Annotated in this window: 14 protein-coding genes; 12 read left to right on the top strand and 2 right to left on the bottom strand. The window is 66.3% G+C overall.

From position 1 onward, the window contains the following. The coding region (locus tag ACN4F8_RS11060; RefSeq protein ID WP_419473643.1) for an ATP-binding protein at positions 1 to 1,090 on the top strand (1,090 nt) is incomplete at its 5' end. A 9-nt stretch (positions 1,091 to 1,099) separates the two neighbouring features. On the opposite strand, the gene ACN4F8_RS11055 is transcribed toward ACN4F8_RS11060, so the two are convergent. After that, complete coding sequence (locus ACN4F8_RS11055; protein ID WP_419473642.1) at positions 1,100 to 1,591, bottom strand: thioesterase family protein; 492 nt, start codon at positions 1,589 to 1,591, stop codon at positions 1,100 to 1,102. A gap of 36 nt (positions 1,592 to 1,627) precedes the next feature. Next, positions 1,628 to 3,142, bottom strand: coding sequence for a PLP-dependent aminotransferase family protein (locus ACN4F8_RS11050; RefSeq protein ID WP_419473641.1), 1,515 nt, complete (start codon positions 3,140 to 3,142; stop codon positions 1,628 to 1,630). A gap of 100 nt (positions 3,143 to 3,242) precedes the next feature. Between ACN4F8_RS11050 and ACN4F8_RS11045 the strand changes: the two genes are divergently transcribed. The 11 genes from ACN4F8_RS11045 (at position 3,243) to ACN4F8_RS10995 (ending at position 16,437) form a co-directional block, all read left to right on the top strand. Further along, positions 3,243 to 4,040, top strand: a complete 798-nt coding sequence (locus tag ACN4F8_RS11045) for a gamma-glutamyl-gamma-aminobutyrate hydrolase family protein (protein ID WP_419473640.1) — start codon at positions 3,243 to 3,245, stop codon at positions 4,038 to 4,040. Positions 4,041 to 4,191: 151 nt separating this feature from the next. Then, the gene (locus ACN4F8_RS11040) at positions 4,192 to 5,562 is read left to right on the top strand and encodes a glutamine synthetase family protein (protein ID WP_419473639.1); all 1,371 of its coding nucleotides are present in this window, start codon (positions 4,192 to 4,194) and stop codon (positions 5,560 to 5,562) included. A 21-nt stretch (positions 5,563 to 5,583) separates the two neighbouring features. Continuing rightward, entirely contained in the window at positions 5,584 to 7,023 is a 1,440-nt protein-coding gene (locus ACN4F8_RS11035) for an aspartate aminotransferase family protein (RefSeq protein ID WP_419473638.1), read from the top strand. A 152-nt stretch (positions 7,024 to 7,175) separates the two neighbouring features. Beyond that, on the top strand, positions 7,176 to 8,354 hold the full coding sequence (locus tag ACN4F8_RS11030; protein WP_419473637.1) for an extracellular solute-binding protein: 1,179 nt from the start codon (positions 7,176 to 7,178) through the stop codon (positions 8,352 to 8,354). Positions 8,355 to 8,459: 105 nt separating this feature from the next. Continuing rightward, complete coding sequence (locus ACN4F8_RS11025) at positions 8,460 to 9,563, top strand: ABC transporter ATP-binding protein (protein ID WP_419473636.1); 1,104 nt, start codon at positions 8,460 to 8,462, stop codon at positions 9,561 to 9,563. A gap of 8 nt (positions 9,564 to 9,571) precedes the next feature. Then, the gene (locus ACN4F8_RS11020; protein ID WP_419473644.1) at positions 9,572 to 10,468 is read left to right on the top strand and encodes an ABC transporter permease; all 897 of its coding nucleotides are present in this window, start codon (positions 9,572 to 9,574) and stop codon (positions 10,466 to 10,468) included. A gap of 1 nt (position 10,469) precedes the next feature. Then, entirely contained in the window at positions 10,470 to 11,330 is an 861-nt protein-coding gene (locus ACN4F8_RS11015; RefSeq protein WP_419473635.1) for an ABC transporter permease, read from the top strand. Positions 11,331 to 11,518: 188 nt separating this feature from the next. After that, a complete protein-coding gene (locus ACN4F8_RS11010) occupies positions 11,519 to 12,988 on the top strand; it encodes an aldehyde dehydrogenase (protein WP_419473634.1) in 1,470 nt (489 codons plus the stop codon). A 10-nt stretch (positions 12,989 to 12,998) separates the two neighbouring features. Continuing rightward, a complete protein-coding gene (gabT, locus tag ACN4F8_RS11005; RefSeq protein ID WP_419473633.1) occupies positions 12,999 to 14,297 on the top strand; it encodes a 4-aminobutyrate--2-oxoglutarate transaminase in 1,299 nt (432 codons plus the stop codon). After that, a complete protein-coding gene (locus tag ACN4F8_RS11000) occupies positions 14,294 to 15,628 on the top strand; it encodes a type III glutamate--ammonia ligase (RefSeq protein WP_419473632.1) in 1,335 nt (444 codons plus the stop codon). The genes gabT and ACN4F8_RS11000 overlap by 4 nt, the downstream gene beginning before the upstream one ends. Before the next feature lie 53 nt (positions 15,629 to 15,681). Beyond that, a complete protein-coding gene (locus ACN4F8_RS10995; protein WP_419473631.1) occupies positions 15,682 to 16,437 on the top strand; it encodes a hypothetical protein in 756 nt (251 codons plus the stop codon). Positions 16,438 to 16,741 lie beyond the last annotated feature (304 nt).

Here is a 16,741-nt window from a genome sequence, read left to right as displayed (position 1 = left end):
GCAGTCGGGCAAGACCACATTGGCGCGCCAGCTGTTCGCAGACAAGCCCTATGTGTCGCTGGAAAACCCGGAAGAGCGTGAGTTTGCCGAGCAGGACCCCCGGCGGTTTCTGGCGAGGTTCGATGATGGCGCCGTCCTCGACGAGGTCCAGCGGTGTCCCAACCTCTTCTCCTGGTTGCAGGGTCTGGTGGACGAGCGCCGGCGGATGGGCGACTTCGTGCTCACCGGATCGGCACAGTTCGATCTGATGGCGGGCATTTCCCAGTCGCTGGCGGGTCGGGTCGGGCGGGTCGAGTTGTTGCCCCTGTCAGGGGCTGAACTGGGTCTGGCGCATGCACCTCCCAGCCTGAATGACGTGCTCCTGAAAGGGGCCTACCCGGCGCTGTATGACCGGGAGCTCGTTCCGGCGGATTGGTTTGCCAACTACGTGACCACCTACGTGGAGCGCGATGTGCGCCAGCTCATTGCGGTGCGCGATCTGGGTCAGTTCCAGCGCTTCGTCCGCATGTGCGCTGCGCGTTCGGGCCAGCTGCTCAACCTCTCGGCGCTGGGCGCGGATTGCGGCATTTCGTCCAACACCGCGCGCGACTGGTTGTCGGTGCTGGAGACGAGCTACCTCGTCACGCGCTTGTTGCCGCACCACCGAAATTTCGGCAAACGCATGGTCAAGACGCCCAAGCTGTACTTCCTGGACGTGGGCTTGATGGCCTGGTTGCTCGGCATTCGCGATGCACGGTCCCTGGAGATCCACGCGGCGCGCGGCGCCCTGTTCGAGACCTGGGTGGTGACCGAGTTGATCAAGCAGCGTTTCAACGCCGGGCAAAGTGCCGACTTGTTTTTCTGGCGCGACAGCCTCGGTCGCGAGGTAGACGTGGTGTTCGAGACGCCCGAGGGCTTGCAGGCCATCGAGATCAAGTCGGGCAGCACGCTGGCGTCGGACTGGACCACCGGCCCACGCCAGTGGCAGGCCTTTGCCGAGCGCGACAACACGCCCCTGCGCACGCCGGGCCTCGTGTTTGGCGGCGAGGGCCGCTACGAGCGCCAGGGTTGTGAGGTGCTCGGCTGGCGCGAGTTCGCCGGCATCACCTGACGCCCGCCCTCAACGCAGCGCCTGATCCCAGGCCAGGACCCGCGCGGGCTTCTCGACCGGGCAGGCGCCCAGCACCTCGCTCGGGCGCACGGTGCCGCGGCCCTGCTTGAACTTCATCTTCACCAACACCTCTGCGTGCACGGTGTCTGCGACCCACAAGGTGTGCGAAAACCAGGTGAACTTGTCGTCGGCGCAGAGGACGGCTGTCTCCATGCGAACCCGCGTGAACATGCCGATGGGGCGATCGAAGCGCACGAGTTGAGAGGCGTTGACGAAGCCGATGCCTTCGCGCAGCAGGCGGGTGATCAGACGCGTCCTGACCATGAAGTCGAGTTGGGCGCACTCCACCAGTTGCAGCGTCTTGTCGCTCTTGAGCACATGCAGGCCTGCGTCGAACGGCGTGATGCGAAAGTGCGTGATCACGCGCGACTGCGGTGTTGAGTCTCCCCAGGAGAACAGGGCACGGATCAGCGCCATCAGGTTGCGAAGGAATCCGGACATGGGCTTCTCGGTGACGGTGGGCCGGCCAGTGTCACCTCAGGGTGTTCTGCGACCGGTCACCTCGGGCTCATGGCCCTTGAGCGCCTGCCCCACCATGCCGGCCAGCACCGGCCCGCAGCGCGCAATGTCGGCCAGCGGCGCGTAGCCGTAACCGATCACCAGGCCCTTGAGGTCGCTGCGCTGCAGGCAGTAGGCCGAGAGCGGGCGCACGGTGAGGCCTTGTTGCGCGATGCGCTGGGCCAGGGCCTGGTCGTCGATGGGGCCGGGCAGGCGCAGGCACAGGTGCAGGCCTTGTTCGGCGCCGCTGATGAAGGGGCCACCCGGGGTGAGCACGGGCTTGAGCGCTTCGAGCAGGCACTGGCGGCGCTCGGCGTAGTTCTGCCGCGCGCGGCGCAGGGCGCTGGCGAAATGGCCCATCTCGATGAACTCGGCCAGCGCGGCCTGCACCGGCATCTGGCCCGGGCGGTTGAGGTCGTAGTGGGCTTGCTTGAACGCGGCCACCAGCGGCTTGGGCACCACCAGATAACCGAGCTTCAGCCCGGGGTAGAGCACCTTGGAGAAGGTGCCCATGTAGAGCACACGCCCGTCGGTGTCCAGGCCTTCGAGGCTGGAGATGGGCGGGCCGCTGAAGCGGTACTCGCTGTCGTAGTCGTCTTCCAGCACCCAGGCGTCGTGCGCGCGGGCGGTGGCCAGCAGCTGGTGGCGCCGGGGCAGGGTCATCACCGCCCCGGTGGGGTACTGGTGCGAAGGCGTCACGTAGATCAAGCGGGGTGGGCGCGCGCTGTCGCCCGCGCTCGGGCTGATGCCCTGTTCGTCCACCGGCACCGGGTGGATGGCCAGGCCGGTGGCCATGAAGGCCTTGACCGCGCCCCAGTAGGCCGGGTCCTCCACCCACACGGTGTCGCCGTGGTCGGCCAGCAGGCGCGCGCAGAGTTCGAGCGACTGCTGCGTGCCGCTGGTGATGACGACCTGGTCGGCCTCCAGGTGCACGCTGCGGAACACGCGCAAGTAGTCGGCCACGGCGCGGCGCAGCGGCGCATAACCGCCCGAGGTGTTGTAGTCGAGCATGTCCGGGTAGGTCATGCGCCAGTGTTTGTTTTGCAGCCGCTGCCACAGCGCCACGGGGAAGGCGCTGAAATCGACCATGCCGGGGGTGAAGGGCTGCACCTCCAGTTCGGTGGCGCAGAAGGTGCTGGAGAGTGCGACGCCGCGCGTGGACAGGCGCCCGGCCTGCAGCGTGGCGGGCTGGCCGCCGCTGCGGGCGCCCCGGCTGGGCGCGGCGCGCGGCACGTTGTCGTTCACATAGGTGCCACTGCCCACGCGGCTGGCCAGGTACCCCTCCACGCTGAGCTGGTTGATCGCGGCCACCACGGTGTTGCGCGAGAGCGAGAGGTCTTCGGCCAGGTCGCGGCTGGAGGGCAGGCGCTCGCCGGCGCCGAGCTTGCCGTCCAGCATGGCGCGGCGCAGCGCTTCGTAGAGCTGGCGGTGCAGTGGCAACGCGTCTTGCGTGCCCAGGCGGTTCATTTCGGCGAGCAGGAATTCGGACAGCATGGTGGTTGGCGTGTGAAGTGGCACCACGGGGTGGGCTCAACTGGCTCCGATTGTGATCCACTTCGGTGACCACAATGGGCCCCATTGCCTTGGAGAGAACATGAACAAGCCGCCGTGCATGGTCTGGCTGCCTGCCGACCACCGCCTCATGGGTGACCACGGTCATCAAATGCCCTTTTTGCTGCTGGGCGACAAGTACGCCCGGGCGGTGAAGGTGGGGGCCAACGCCCAGCCGGTGATGTTTCCCCTGGCCGACACCGACCAGATCAGCGACCTGCTCGCCCTGGTGGACGGCGTGATGCTGACCGGATCGCCCTCCAACGTGCACCCCTCCCATTTCGCCGAAGACGTGGCCGACCCCAGCCTGCCGCTGGACGCCGACCGCGACCTGCTCACGCTGGCGCTGGTGAAGGCTTGCGTGCACGAGGGCGTGCCGCTGCTGGGCATCTGCCGCGGGTTCCAGGAAATCAACGTGGCCCTGGGTGGCACGCTGCACCAGCGGGTGCAGGAGGTGCCCGGCCTCATGGACCACCGCGAGCCCAAGGGCGCGCCGCCCGACGAGCAGTACGCACCGCGCCACAGCGTGCGTTTTGCGCCGGGCAGCGTGTTCGAACAATGGGCCGGCGGCCCCGAGACACAGGTGAATTCGCTGCACGGCCAGGGCATCAACCGCCTGGCCGACGGCCTGGAGGCGCTGGCCCACGCGCCCGACGGCGTGGTGGAAGCCTTTGGCGTGCGCGGTGCGCGCACCTTTGCGTACGCGGTGCAGTTCCACCCCGAATGGCGCTGCTGGGAAACGCCCTTCTATGCCGCCATCTTCGAGGCCTTTGGCCGCGCCTGCCGATCGCGCCACAGCCTGCGCCTGCAGGCGGCGGACCTGAACCGCAGCTTGATATGAACACCCCCCTGCGCCGCTTCGCGGCTTCCCCCCTCTCTGGCGCGCCTTTGGCGCTGGGAGGGGGGACGGCATCTCGGGCCGGCGGAGCCGGACCCTTGGTGCCCTTGGAGCACGCGGGCACCACCTCACACAACCACAACGGAGACGGCACATGACAGCCACCGACAAAAAAATGACCTTCAACGATCTGGAGAACTGGCTCAACCAGAACCGCGTGACCGAAGTCGAGTGCCTCGTGCCCGACCTGACCGGCGTGGCCCGCGGCAAGATCCTGCCGCGCGAGAAGTTCACCGAGGATCGCGGCATGCGCCTGCCGCAGGCCATCGTGGCGATGGGCGTGACGGGGGAGTTTCCGGCCAGCGGGCCGTACTACGACGTGATCGAGCCGACCGACCGCGACATGCAGCTGCGCCCGGACCCGACCACCGCGCGCATCGTGCCCTGGGCCACCGACCCCACGGCGCAGGTGATCCACGACTGTTTTGACCACGCCGGCAAGCTCGTGCCCTTTGCGCCGCGCAGCGTGTTGCGCCATGTGTGCGAGCTGTTCGACGCCGAGGGCCTGGACCCGGTGGTCGCGCCCGAGCTGGAGTTTTACCTGACCGCGCGCAACACCGACCCGAACACGCTGCTGAAACCGCCGATCGGGCGCAGCGGCCGCGCCGAGACCTCGCGCCAGTCGTACAGCATCGACGCGGTCAACGAGTTCGACCCGCTGTTCGAAGAGATCTACGACTACTGCGACAAGATGAAGCTCAACGTGGACACGCTGATCCACGAGGCCGGCGCCGGGCAGATGGAGATCAACTTCTTCCACGCCCACCCGCTGGGCCTGGCCGACGAGGTGTTTTTCTTCAAGCGCACGGTGCGCGAATCGGCGCTGCGCCACGACATGTACGCCACCTTCATGGCCAAGCCGATCGCCGGCGAGCCCGGCTCGGCGATGCATGTGCACCAGAGCATCTTGAGCAAAGCCACCGGCAAGAACATCTTCAGCAATGACGACGGCACACCGTCCGAATCGTTCTACCACTACATCGGCGGCCTGCAGCGCTACATCCCGGCCGCCATGGTGCTGGTGGCGCCCTACGTGAACAGCTACCGCCGCCTCTCGCGCCACACGGCGGCGCCCATCAACATCGAATGGGGCCACGACAACCGCACGGTGGGCATCCGCTCGCCCATTTCTTCGCCCGAAGCGCGCCGCGTGGAGAACCGCGTGATCGGCGCCGACGCCAACCCGTACGTGGCCATGGCCATGACGCTGGCCTGCGGCTACCTGGGCCTGAAGAACAAGATCAAGCCCAAGCCCGAGATGAAGGGCGACGCCTACCTCTCGCCGTACTCGTTGCCGCGCAGCCTGGGCGAGGCCCTGGACTGGCTGCGCCGCGAGACCGACCTGCACGATGTGCTGGGCAAGGAATTCATCACCATTTACACCGAGATCAAGGAGCTTGAATTCGACGAGTTCATGAAGGTGATCTCGCCGTGGGAACGCGAGCATCTTCTTCTTCACGTCTGATCAGCCAAGCCAGGACCGACCATGAACACCTCCACCCTCATCGCCCCGCCCGCCCTGGTGCGCCGCGCCGAACAGCACGACACGAAAGCCATCCAGGCCGCCGACAGCGCGCACTTCATCCACCCGTTCACCGACCACGGTGATCTCGCCACGCGCGGCTCGCGCGTGATCACGCGCGCCGACAACATCTACGTGTGGGATTCCGAAGGTCACAAGATCCTCGACGGCATGAGCGGGCTGTGGTGCGTGAACGCCGGCTACGGCCGCAAGGAACTGGCCGACGCCGCCTACCAGCAGATGATGACGCTGCCGTTCTACAACGCCTTCTTCCAGACCACCAACGTGCCGGCGGTGCAGCTGGCCACCAAGCTGGCGGCGCTGGCGCCCGAGGTGCGCGGGCGCAAGTTCGAACACGTGTTCTTCAGCTCCAGCGGCAGCGAAAGCAACGACACCAATGTGCGCATGGTGCGCCGCTATTGGGATTTGCTCGGCCAGCCGCAGCGCAAGGTCGTCATCAGCCGCATGAACGCGTACCACGGCTCCACCATGGCAGGGGCTTCGCTGGGCGGCATGAGCGGCATGCACGCGCAGGGCGACCTGCCGATTCCCAACATCACGCACATCGGCCAGCCCTACTTCTTCGAGAACGCGCTGCCGGGCGAAAGCCAGGAGGCGTTCGGCCTGCGCGCGGCGGGCTGGTTGGAAACCAAGATCCTGGAGCTGGGTGCGGACAAGGTGGCCGCGTTCATCGCCGAGCCGGTGCAGGGCGCCGGTGGCGTGATCATTCCGCCGGCCAGCTACTGGCCCGAGATCCAGCGCATCGTCGACAAACACGGCATCCTGCTGATCGCCGACGAGGTGATCTGCGCCTTCGGCCGCCTGGGCCACTGGTTTGCCTACGAGAAGTTCGGCATCCGGCCCGACCTGGTGACCTTCGCCAAGGGCGTGACCAGCGGCTACATCCCGCTGGGCGGCGTGATGGTGGGCGACCGCGTGGCCAAGGTGCTGATCGATCAGGGCGGTGAGTTCAACCACGGCTACACCTACAGCGGCCACCCGGTGGCCTGCGCGGTGGCGCTGGCCAACATCGAGCTGATGGAACGCGAGAACCTGGTGGGTCGAGTGCGCGACGACACCGGGCCGTACCTGGCCGAGCGCTTCGCCGAACTCAATGCCCATCCGCTCGTGGGTGTGGCCGAGACCTGCGGCTTTGTGGCCGGGCTGGTGCTGGTGAAGGACAAGTCCACCGGCGCCACCTTCGACCCGGACCTGGGCGTGGGCATGATGTGCCGCGCCCATTGTTTCAAGAACGGCCTGATCATGCGCGCCGTGGGCGACCGCATGATCATCGCGCCGCCGCTGGTGATGACGCGCGCCCAGATCGACGAGATGATGACGCTGATCCACACCTGCCTGGACGCCACCTTGGCCCAGTTGCGGGCCGCCGGCCAGCATGCGTGAATAGAATGCCCCCTGCGGTATGCCGGAACGCACCGACAAGGTGCGACTCGGGCGGCGGCGGGTCTGGAACTTGCTAGATTGTTTTCGAGTCTTTTCCACGCCTTTCGGTTCGATTTGTCATTGATCAACCCCTCTCAGGAGCGAGCACCACCATGAAGAAACACGTTTTGGTTATTGCAATGTCGGCCATCCTGCTGGCTTCTTGCGGCAAGAAGGAAGAGCCCGTGGCGGCACCTGCGGCGCCCGCACCGGTGGCTGCCGCGCCGGCTGCTCCGCCCGTGCCCGCCGGCCCGGTGCTCGACGACGAGAAGGTTCTCAACATCTACAACTGGCCCGACTACATCCCCGAAGGCATGATCGCCAACTTCGAGAAGGAAAGCGGCATCAAGGTCAACTACGACACCTTCGAGACCAACGAAGCCCTGCACGCCAAGCTGGTGGCGGGCAACACCGGCTACGACATCGTCGTGCCCGGCACCGTGTTCGCCAAGGGCCAGATCGAAGGCGGTCTGCTGCAGCCGCTGAAGAAGGAACAGATCCCGAACCTGGCCAACATGGACCCGGCGATCATGACCACGCTGACCAAGGCCGACCCCGAGAACAAGCACCTGGTGCCGTGGGCCTGGGGCTTCACCACCGTGGGCATCAACAAGACCAAGGTCGAGAAGGCCCTGGGCGGCATGGCCATGCCCGAGAACGCCTGGGACCTGGTGTTCAAGCCCGAGTACACGAGCAAGCTCAAGTCGTGCGGCATCGCGTATCTGGATTCGCCCACCGAGATCATCCCGGTGGCGCTGCACTACATCGGCAAGGACGCCTACTCGAACGACGCGGCCGATTACAAGCTGGCCAACGAGATGCTGATGAAGGTGCGCAAGGACGTTCGCCTGTTCAGCTCCACCATGATCGACGACATCGCAGGTGGCAAGGCCTGCGTGGCCGTGGGCTGGTCGGGCGACATCAACATCGCCGCTGGCCGCGCCAAGGAAAACGGCTCCAAGGACGTGATCGAAGCCCTGCTGCCCAGCACCGGCGCGCTGATCTTCTTTGACACCATGGCCGTGACCAAGGACGCCAAGCACCCGAACAACGCGATGGCCTTCATCGACTTCTTCCTGCGCCCGGAGAACGCCGCGGCCATGGCCAACGAGATGAGCTACCCCACCGGCAACAAGGCCGCCATGGACAAGATCAACCCCGAGATCGCCGGCAACAAGACCATCTTTGTCGAGTCTGACTACTTCGCCAAGATGATCCCGCCCAGCAGCTTCACCAACGAAGCGCGCGAAGCCATGGCCAACGCCTACAACAGCTTCAAGAAGGGCAAGTAAGGCGCCCGGTTTTCACCAGACCTGATCCAGGGCTGTTCGTACACACCGTATGAACAGCCCTTTTTCTTGGTCCCACGCACACGCAAACGACAACAAGGACTGAACATGGCAGAGACGGGCACCCAGGCGGGTTATCTGGTCACCGAGAAACTGGTCAAGCGCTTTGACGAGGCGGTGGCCGTGGACGAGGTGTCGCTGTCCATCGGCAAGGGCGAGATCTTCGCGCTGCTGGGCAGCTCGGGCTGCGGCAAGTCGACGCTGCTGCGCATGCTCGCTGGTTTTGAGAAGCCGACCTCGGGGCGCATCCTGCTGGGTGGTCAGGACGTGGCGGCCATGCCGCCCTACGAGCGGCCGGTCAACATGATGTTCCAGTCCTACGCCCTGTTTCCCCACCTCAACATCTGGGAGAACGTGGCCTTTGGCCTCAAGCGCGAAGGCCTGCCCAAAGCCGAGGTGCAACAGCGCACCGACGAGATGCTGGCTCTGGTGCAGCTCACGCCCTACGCCAAACGCAAACCACACCAGCTCTCGGGTGGTCAGCAGCAGCGTGTGGCGCTGGCGCGTAGCCTGGCCAAGCGGCCCAAGCTGCTGCTGCTCGACGAACCCCTGGGCGCGCTCGACAAGAAGCTGCGCGAGCAGACCCAGTTTGAACTGGTGAACATCATCGAGAAGGTGGGCGTGACGGTGGTGATGGTCACGCACGACCAGGAAGAGGCCATGACCATGGCGAGTCGCATCGCCATCATGAGCAAGGGGCGGGTGCTGCAGGTGGGCACGCCCGAAGAGATTTACGAACACCCGACCAACCGGTTTGTGGCCGACTTCATCGGCAACGTGAACCTGTTCGAAGGCAAGCTCAGCGTGGACGAGCCCGACCGCTGTGCGGTGAGCACCGGCATCGGTGAGATCCAGGTCGGCCACGGTGTGCCAGGCCACCTGGGCATGGTGGTGACGCTGGCCGTGCGGCCCGAGAAGATCGAGATCAGCAAGCACCGCCCCGACGGCGTGGCGTCCAACCTCTTCACCGGCACGGTCAAGGAGATTGCGTACTTCGGCTCCTACAACACCTACATCGTGCAGGCCAGCAATGGCAGCAAGCTCAAGATCACCGAGGCCAACACCTCGCGGCAGGATTTGTCGGACATCACCTGGGAGGACACCGTCTTCTTCTGGTGGAACGACAAGGCCGGTGTGGTGCTGAGGGACTGACCATGGCCATGAACCTGCCCATGCCCGGCAAGCGCTTCGTCATCGGCGTGCCCTACGTCTGGCTGTTCGTCTTTTTCCTCCTGCCCTTCCTGATCCTGCTCTACATCAGCTTCGTGGACATGGGCGAGAGCATCCACCCGTTCAAGCCGATCTGGGACGGCCAGACCGGCCTGCTCAGCCTGAAGTACGAGAACTACTGGACCATCTTCCGCGACGAAGGCGGCGTGCTGTTCAAGACCATCTACATCGAGGCCTACCTGCGCTCGATCTGGTACGCGCTGTGGACCGCAGTGCTGTGCCTGGTGATCGGCTACCCCTTCGCCTACTTCATCGCGCGTTCGCCGGCCAGCGTGCGCCCGGCCCTGTTGATGATGGTGATGCTGCCGTTCTGGACGTCGTTCCTGCTGCGCGTCTACGCGTGGAAAGGCATCCTGGCCGACCAGGGCGTGCTCAACCAGCTGCTCATGGCCGTGGGCATCACGAACGAGCCCATCCTCATGCTCTACACCAACGTCTCCATGCTGGTGGGCATGACCTATGTGTACCTGCCCTTCATGGTGCTGCCGCTGTACGCCACGCTGGTGAAGATGGACTTTCGTCTGCTGGAAGCCGCCTACGACCTGGGCACCACGCCGTTCAAGGCCTTCTGGCTGATCACGGTGCCGCTGTCCAAGGCCGGCATCGTGGCCGGCTTCATGCTGGTGTTCATCCCGTCGGTGGGCGAGTTCGTGATTCCTTCGCTGCTCGGCGGGCCGGAGAACATCATGATCGGCCGCGTCGTGTGGGACGAAATGTTCACCAGCAACAACTGGCCGCGCGCCACCGCGCTGGCGGTGGTGATGATTGCGCTGATCGTTGTGCCGCTCGCCATCTACTACCACTACACCAGCGACGAGGCGAAGTGACATGAAACAGATCCTCGAAAAACACTTCGGCAAGTTCTGGCTCGGCGCGGTCTACCTGTTCCTGTACCTGCCGCTGTTCTTCATGATCGTGTTCAGCTTCAACAGCACACGGCAGGACGCCAACTTCACCGGCTTCTCGCTGCGCTGGTACGAAGCGCTCACGCGCGACACCAAGATCGTCGAGGGCTTCTGGCTCTCGCTCAAGATCGCGGCCGTCACCGGTGTGCTGTCGGCCGTGCTCGGCACCTTCGCGGCGTTTGTGCTGGTGCGCTACCGCCGCTTCCCGGGCCGCACCGTGTTCAGCGGCATGGTCAACGCGCCGCTGGTGATGCCCGAGGTGGTGATCGGCCTGTCGCTGCTGCTGCTCATGGTGGGCGCGCAAAATGCGTTTGGCTGGCCCGAGCGCGGCATGCTCACCATCATCCTGGGCCACACACTGCTGGGCCTGGCCTACGGCATGGTGGTGATCCAGAGCCGCTTGATGGAGATGGACCGCGCCATCGAAGAGGCCGCCATGGACCTGGGCGCCAAGCCGCTGCAGGTGTTCTTTCTGGTCACGCTGCCCAACATCTTCCAGGGCATCCTGGCGGCCTTCCTGCTGGCATTCACGCTGTCGTTCGACGACGTGGTGATTTCCGAGTTTCTCTCCGGCCCCGGCGTGAACACGCTGCCGCAGGTGATCTTCGGTTACGCCCGCCGCGGCATCAACCCGACCATCTACGCCGCAGCCACGCTGCTGATCGTGACGGTGACCATCGGCATCGTGGGCTATGCGGTGTGGGTGGCGCGGTCCACGCGAAGACGCGAGCGGGAGATTGCGGCGGCAACCCGGGCCGAGCTGGTGGCGCTGAGCCCGAACTGAGGGGCGCGGCCAGGGTCACTGGATCGCTGTGGGCGAGGGCAAGTGGATGCTCTGCGGCCCGGGTTTCGGGCGTAGCATGAGGCCACTTGTTCACCCCCTCCGTTCGGGCTGAGCTTGTCGAAGCCCTTGCCAGCACGGTGGTGGGCCCTTCGACAAGCTCAGGGCGAACGGGATTCCCCACCGCCACCATGACCACTCCCACCTTCGACGGCCGCGCATTCATCAACGGCGAACGCATCGCCGCGCGCGATGGCCAGACCTTCGATTGCATTTCGCCGGTTGACGGGCGCTTGCTCACCGCCGTGGCGCGCTGCAGCGAGGCCGACATCGACGCTGCCGTGGCAGCAGGGCGCGCCGCGTTTGAAGACCGCCGCTGGAGCGGCCTGGCGCCCGCGCACCGCAAGCGGATCATGATCAAGTTCGCCGAGCAGCTCACCGCCCACACCGACGAGCTGGCGCTGACCGAGACGCTGGACATGGGCAAACCCATCAAGTACGCCAAGGGCGTGGACGTGAACAGCGCGGCCAACTGCATCCGCTGGTACGGCGAGGCGGTGGACAAGGTGTACGACGAGATTGCGCCCACGGGCCGCAACGCGCTGGCCCTCATCACGCGCGAGCCGGTGGGCGTGGTGGGCGTGATCGTGCCCTGGAACTACCCCATGATCATGGCGGCGTGGAAGATCGCGCCCGCGCTGGCCGCCGGCAACTCGGTGGTGCTCAAGCCGTCGGAGAAAAGTCCGCTGACCGCGCTGCGCCTGGCCGAGTTGGCCCTGGCGGCCGGCATCCCGCCCGGCGTGTTCAACGTGGTGCCGGGCTACGGCCCCGAGGCCGGCAGCCCGCTGGCGTTGCACATGGACGTGGACTGCATCGCCTTCACCGGCAGCACGCGCGTGGGCAAGCAGATCCACGTGATGGCCGGGCAGAGCAACCTCAAACGCGCCTGGACCGAGCTGGGCGGCAAGTCGCCCAACATCGTGTTCGCCGACTGCCCGAACCTCGACCGCGCGGTGGAAGCCGCCGTGGGCAGCATCTTCTTCAACCAGGGCGAGAGCTGCAACGCACCGTCGCGCCTGTTCATCGAGGCCTCGATCAAGGACGCCTTCCTGGAGAAGGCCTTGAAGCTGGTGCCGCAGTACCAGCCGGGCAACCCGCTGGACAAGGCCACGACCATGGGCGCCATCGTCGACAAGGTGCAGATGGACACCGTGCTGCGTTACATCGAGTCGGGCAAGAGCGAAGGTGCCACGCTGCTGGCCGGTGGCGAGGCGGCCATGCCGGTGGCTGGCGGCAACTACGTGCTGCCCACGATCTTTGACGGTGTGACGCCGCAGATGACGATCGCACGCGAGGAGATCTTCGGCCCGGTGCTCTCGGTGCTGAGCTTCACCGACGCGGCCGAGGTGGTGCGCGAGGCCAACAACAGCGTGTACGGCTTGCAGGCCGCCGTGTGGACCAGCGACATCAACAAGGCGCACGGCGTGGCGCGTGCGCTGCGCGCGGGCACGGTGCATGTGAACCAGTACGACGAAGACGACATCACCGTGCCGTTCGGTGGCTTCAAGCAGAGCGGCGTGGGGCGCGACAAGTCGCTGCACGCGTTCGACAAGTACACCGAGACGAAGACGACGTGGATTCGCATCGACAGCCCGGTTTAAGGAGACAACCATGAATGCCATGAACGACATCAAGACCGACAGCACCAACGCCGCCTGGCACCAGCGCCGGCTCGACGCCACACCCCGCGGTGTGGGCGTGATGGGCGACTTCTTCATCGACAAGGCCAAGAACGCCGAGTTCTGGGACATCGAGGGCCGGCGCTTCATCGACTTTGCCGGCGGCATCGCGGTGCTCAACACCGGGCATGTGCACCCCAAGGTGCAGGCGGCCATCGCGGCGCAGTTGCAGCGCTTCACGCACAGCTGCTACCAGGTGGTGCCCTACACCGAGTATGTGGCGCTGGCCGAGCGCATCAACGCCATCGTGCCGATCGACGGGCCGGTGAAGACCGCGTTTTTTTCCACCGGCGCTGAAGCCATCGAGAACGCCATGAAGATCGCGCGCTACAGCACCGGGCGCACCGGTGTCATTGCGTTTGGCGGCGCGTTCCATGGCCGCAGCATGTTCTCGGTGGCGCTCACCGGCAAGGTGCAGCCCTACAAGGCCGGCTTCGGCCCGTTCCCGCCCGAGATTTACCACGTGCCGTTCCCCTGCCACTGCAGTTCGCTGGACGACACGAAACACGCGATGGAGCAGCTCTTCAAGTGCGACATCGAGCCCAGCCGCGTGGCGGCCATCGTGTTCGAACCGGTGCAGGGCGAGGGCGGCTTCAACCCCATCCAGCCGGCGGCCGTGAAGTGGCTGCGCGAGCTGTGCGACCAGCACGGCATCCTGCTGGTGGCCGACGAGGTGCAGACCGGTTTTGCGCGCACCGGCAAGATGTTTGCCATGGAGCACTACGGCGTGAGCCCCGACCTCATGACCATGGCCAAGAGCATGGCCGGTGGCACCACGCTCTCGGCCGTGTCGGGCAAGGCCGCGATCATGGACGGCCCGGCCCCCGGTGGCCTGGGCGGCACGTACGCGGGCAACCCGCTGGCCATCGCCGCGTCGCACGCGGTGCTGGACGTGATGGCCGAGGAGCGCCTGCCCGAGCGCGCGCAGAAACTGGGCGACCAGCTCATTGGTCACCTGATTGCGAAGCGCGCCGTGTACCCCAAGCGTCTGGGCGACGTGCGCGGTCTGGGCGCCATGGTGGCCTGCGAGTTCGTCGACGCAAAAGGGGCGCCCGACGCCGACACCACCAAGAAGGTGCAGACCGCCGCGCTCAAACGCGGCCTGCTGCTGTTGACCTGCGGTGTGTATGGCAACGTGATCCGTTTCCTGTTTCCGCTGACCATTGAAGACAGCGTGTTTGCCGAGGGCCTGGCGGTGTTTGATGCTGCGCTGGCAGAGGTGCTGGCTTGAGCTTGACTTTGGACGAGCGCATCGCGGCCCTGCGCGCCCAGGGCATCCACTCGGTGCTCACCACCTTCACCGACCTGCCCGGCGGCCCCAAGGGCAAGCTGGTGCCGCTCGACGGCCTGCCCGGTGCGGTGAGCAGCGGCGCGGGATTTTCCGGCCCCAGCATCAGCGGCACCGGCCTGCCGCGCATGGGCGCGCGCAGCGAGTACATGGGCCGCGTGGTGCCCGAGAGCCTGCGCCCGCTGCCCTTCATGCCGGGCGTGGCGCACGCGGTGTGCGACGGTTTTGCCGGCGGCGAGCCGCTGGACACCTGTTCGCGCCAGGTGCTCAAGCGTCAGGTGGAGCGCTTGCGCGCGCGCGGCTGGACGCTGTGGGTCGGCATCGAGCCCGAGTTCTTTCTGCTCAACCGCAACAACCAGGGCCGCTGGCAGGTGACCGACGCGCAGGACCGTCTGGCTAAACCCTCGTACGACCTGCAGGCCATCGGCCGCAATTTCGCGTTTCTCGATGCGATGCGCCAGGCGCTCACCGCGCTGGGCTTCGGGCTGCAGCAGATCGACCACGAAGACGCGTGCGGCCAGTACGAGATCAACTACCAGCACGACGACGCGCTGGCCGCGGCCGACCGCTACCAGCTCTTCAAGCTCGCCGCGCAGGCGGTGGCGGCGCAGCATGGCGCGGTGTTCTCCACCATGCCCAAGCCGCTGGCGCACGCGCCGGGCAGCGGACTGCATTTCCACCTGAGCTTGACCGATGCGAACGGCAACGCCGTGATGGCCGACGCCAACGGCGCGCTGGGTCTGAGCAGCATCGGCCACCAGTTCGCCGCCGGCCTGCTGCACCACGCCGACGCACTCGCCGCCCTGTGCGCGCCCACCGTCAACAGCTACAAGCGCCTGGCCGCGAGCCGCAGCGCGTCGGGCACCACCTGGTCACCTGTGTGGAAAGCCATGGGCGACAACAACCGCACCTGCCTCGTGCGCACCGTGGCCGGCCGCATCGAATGGCGCCTGCCCGATCCCTCGTGCAACGTGTACGCCGCCATCGCCGGCACGCTGGCCGCCGGCCTCTCCGGCATCGAGCAGGGCTTGCCCGCCGCCACGCCCTGTGCCGACGATCTGTACGAACTGCACGCGCGCGGTGAGGCTTTGCCCGACCGGCTGCCGCGCGACCTGTTTGCTGCGCTGCAGGCGCTGGAGCACGACGCACCGCTGCGCGCCGCCGTGGGCGATGCGTTCTGCCACGAGTTCCTGACCCTGAAGCACGCCGAATGGGCCAGCTACAGCCAGCAAGTGAGCGACTGGGAACTCGAGCGCTACGCCAACGCGGCCTGACCCCAGCCGCCGCGTCAGGCTGCCCCCGGGGGTTTTCGGGATAATCCGGCAGCTTGAACACCCCCGCCGCCACTGCCGCCCCCACCGCGTCCGCCAAGACCTGGACCAAAACCGCCGACCGGCCGCTGCGCAGCTGGCGCAAGTCCGCCAGCATCTGGGTGTTCGCGCATTTTGTGGGTGTGCCCGTGCCGTGGCACGCGGTGCGCCAGACCGACGGCGCCGAGCTGCTGGCCTTTGAGCACCAGCGCCTGCTGGCCCTGGCCGCCGCCGGCGAACGCGTGCCCACCGTGCTGGCTTTCGACGGTTTCTCGCTGACCACCAGCGACATCGGCGACACGCTGGACCACGTGTTGCACCGCTCGCCCGAGGCTGAGCGCCTGGCGCTGATGTGCGCCGCCAGCGCCGACCTCGCCGCCTTCCACACCCGCGGCCACTGGCACGGCGGCGCCCAGACCCGCAACCTCACCTGGAACGGCGACCACTTCGCCCGCCTCGACTTCGAAGAGCGCCTGCAACCCGGCATGGCGCTGGCCACGGTGCAGGTGTACGACGCACTGCAACTGCTGTTGTCGCTGGCGCGCTACCTGCAACCGCTCGGGGCTGATGCCGTGCGCGCGGTGCTGCAGGCCTACGCCGACGCCGGCACCGGCGGCCCGGCGCTGCGCGACTTCATCGCGCACCTCCTGCCCCGGTTGGGCTGGGTGTCGAAGCTGGCGGCTTGGTCGCCTCGGCTGGATGGTTCGCGTGAGTTGATGCGCTTGCGCACGGTGCTGGAGGGCATGACGGCGTTTGTGGGTCGGGAGGCCTGAGGGTTGGTCGCTGGTTGAGAAAGCAGACGACTGCTGCTGGGTAGCAGGGTTCGACGGACCTCCGGAATCCTATCGTTTTCTATCCATGTATATCCCTTCTTCGATATACTTTGGCAGCAATTCATAGAGTTCACGCCACAGGAGATCCCATGGATGCCGTGAGAAACCCTTTTGCTCCGGGCGCCGGGAGCAAGCCACCAGAGCTTGCCTGCGTATTTCGGCGAATGTGACCGGTCATTTCGGCGCATCGTGACCGGTGGGCTGAGCGATGTTCTCAGCGCCGTTTCGGTAACGTGACCGCCCG

Source organism: Hydrogenophaga sp. (genome assembly GCF_048549895.1).
In the GTDB taxonomy this organism is placed as follows: Bacteria; Pseudomonadota; Gammaproteobacteria; order Burkholderiales; family Burkholderiaceae_C; genus Hydrogenophaga.
Note: the sequence above shows the minus strand (reverse complement) of the source record. Positions and strands in the feature narration are given on the sequence as shown.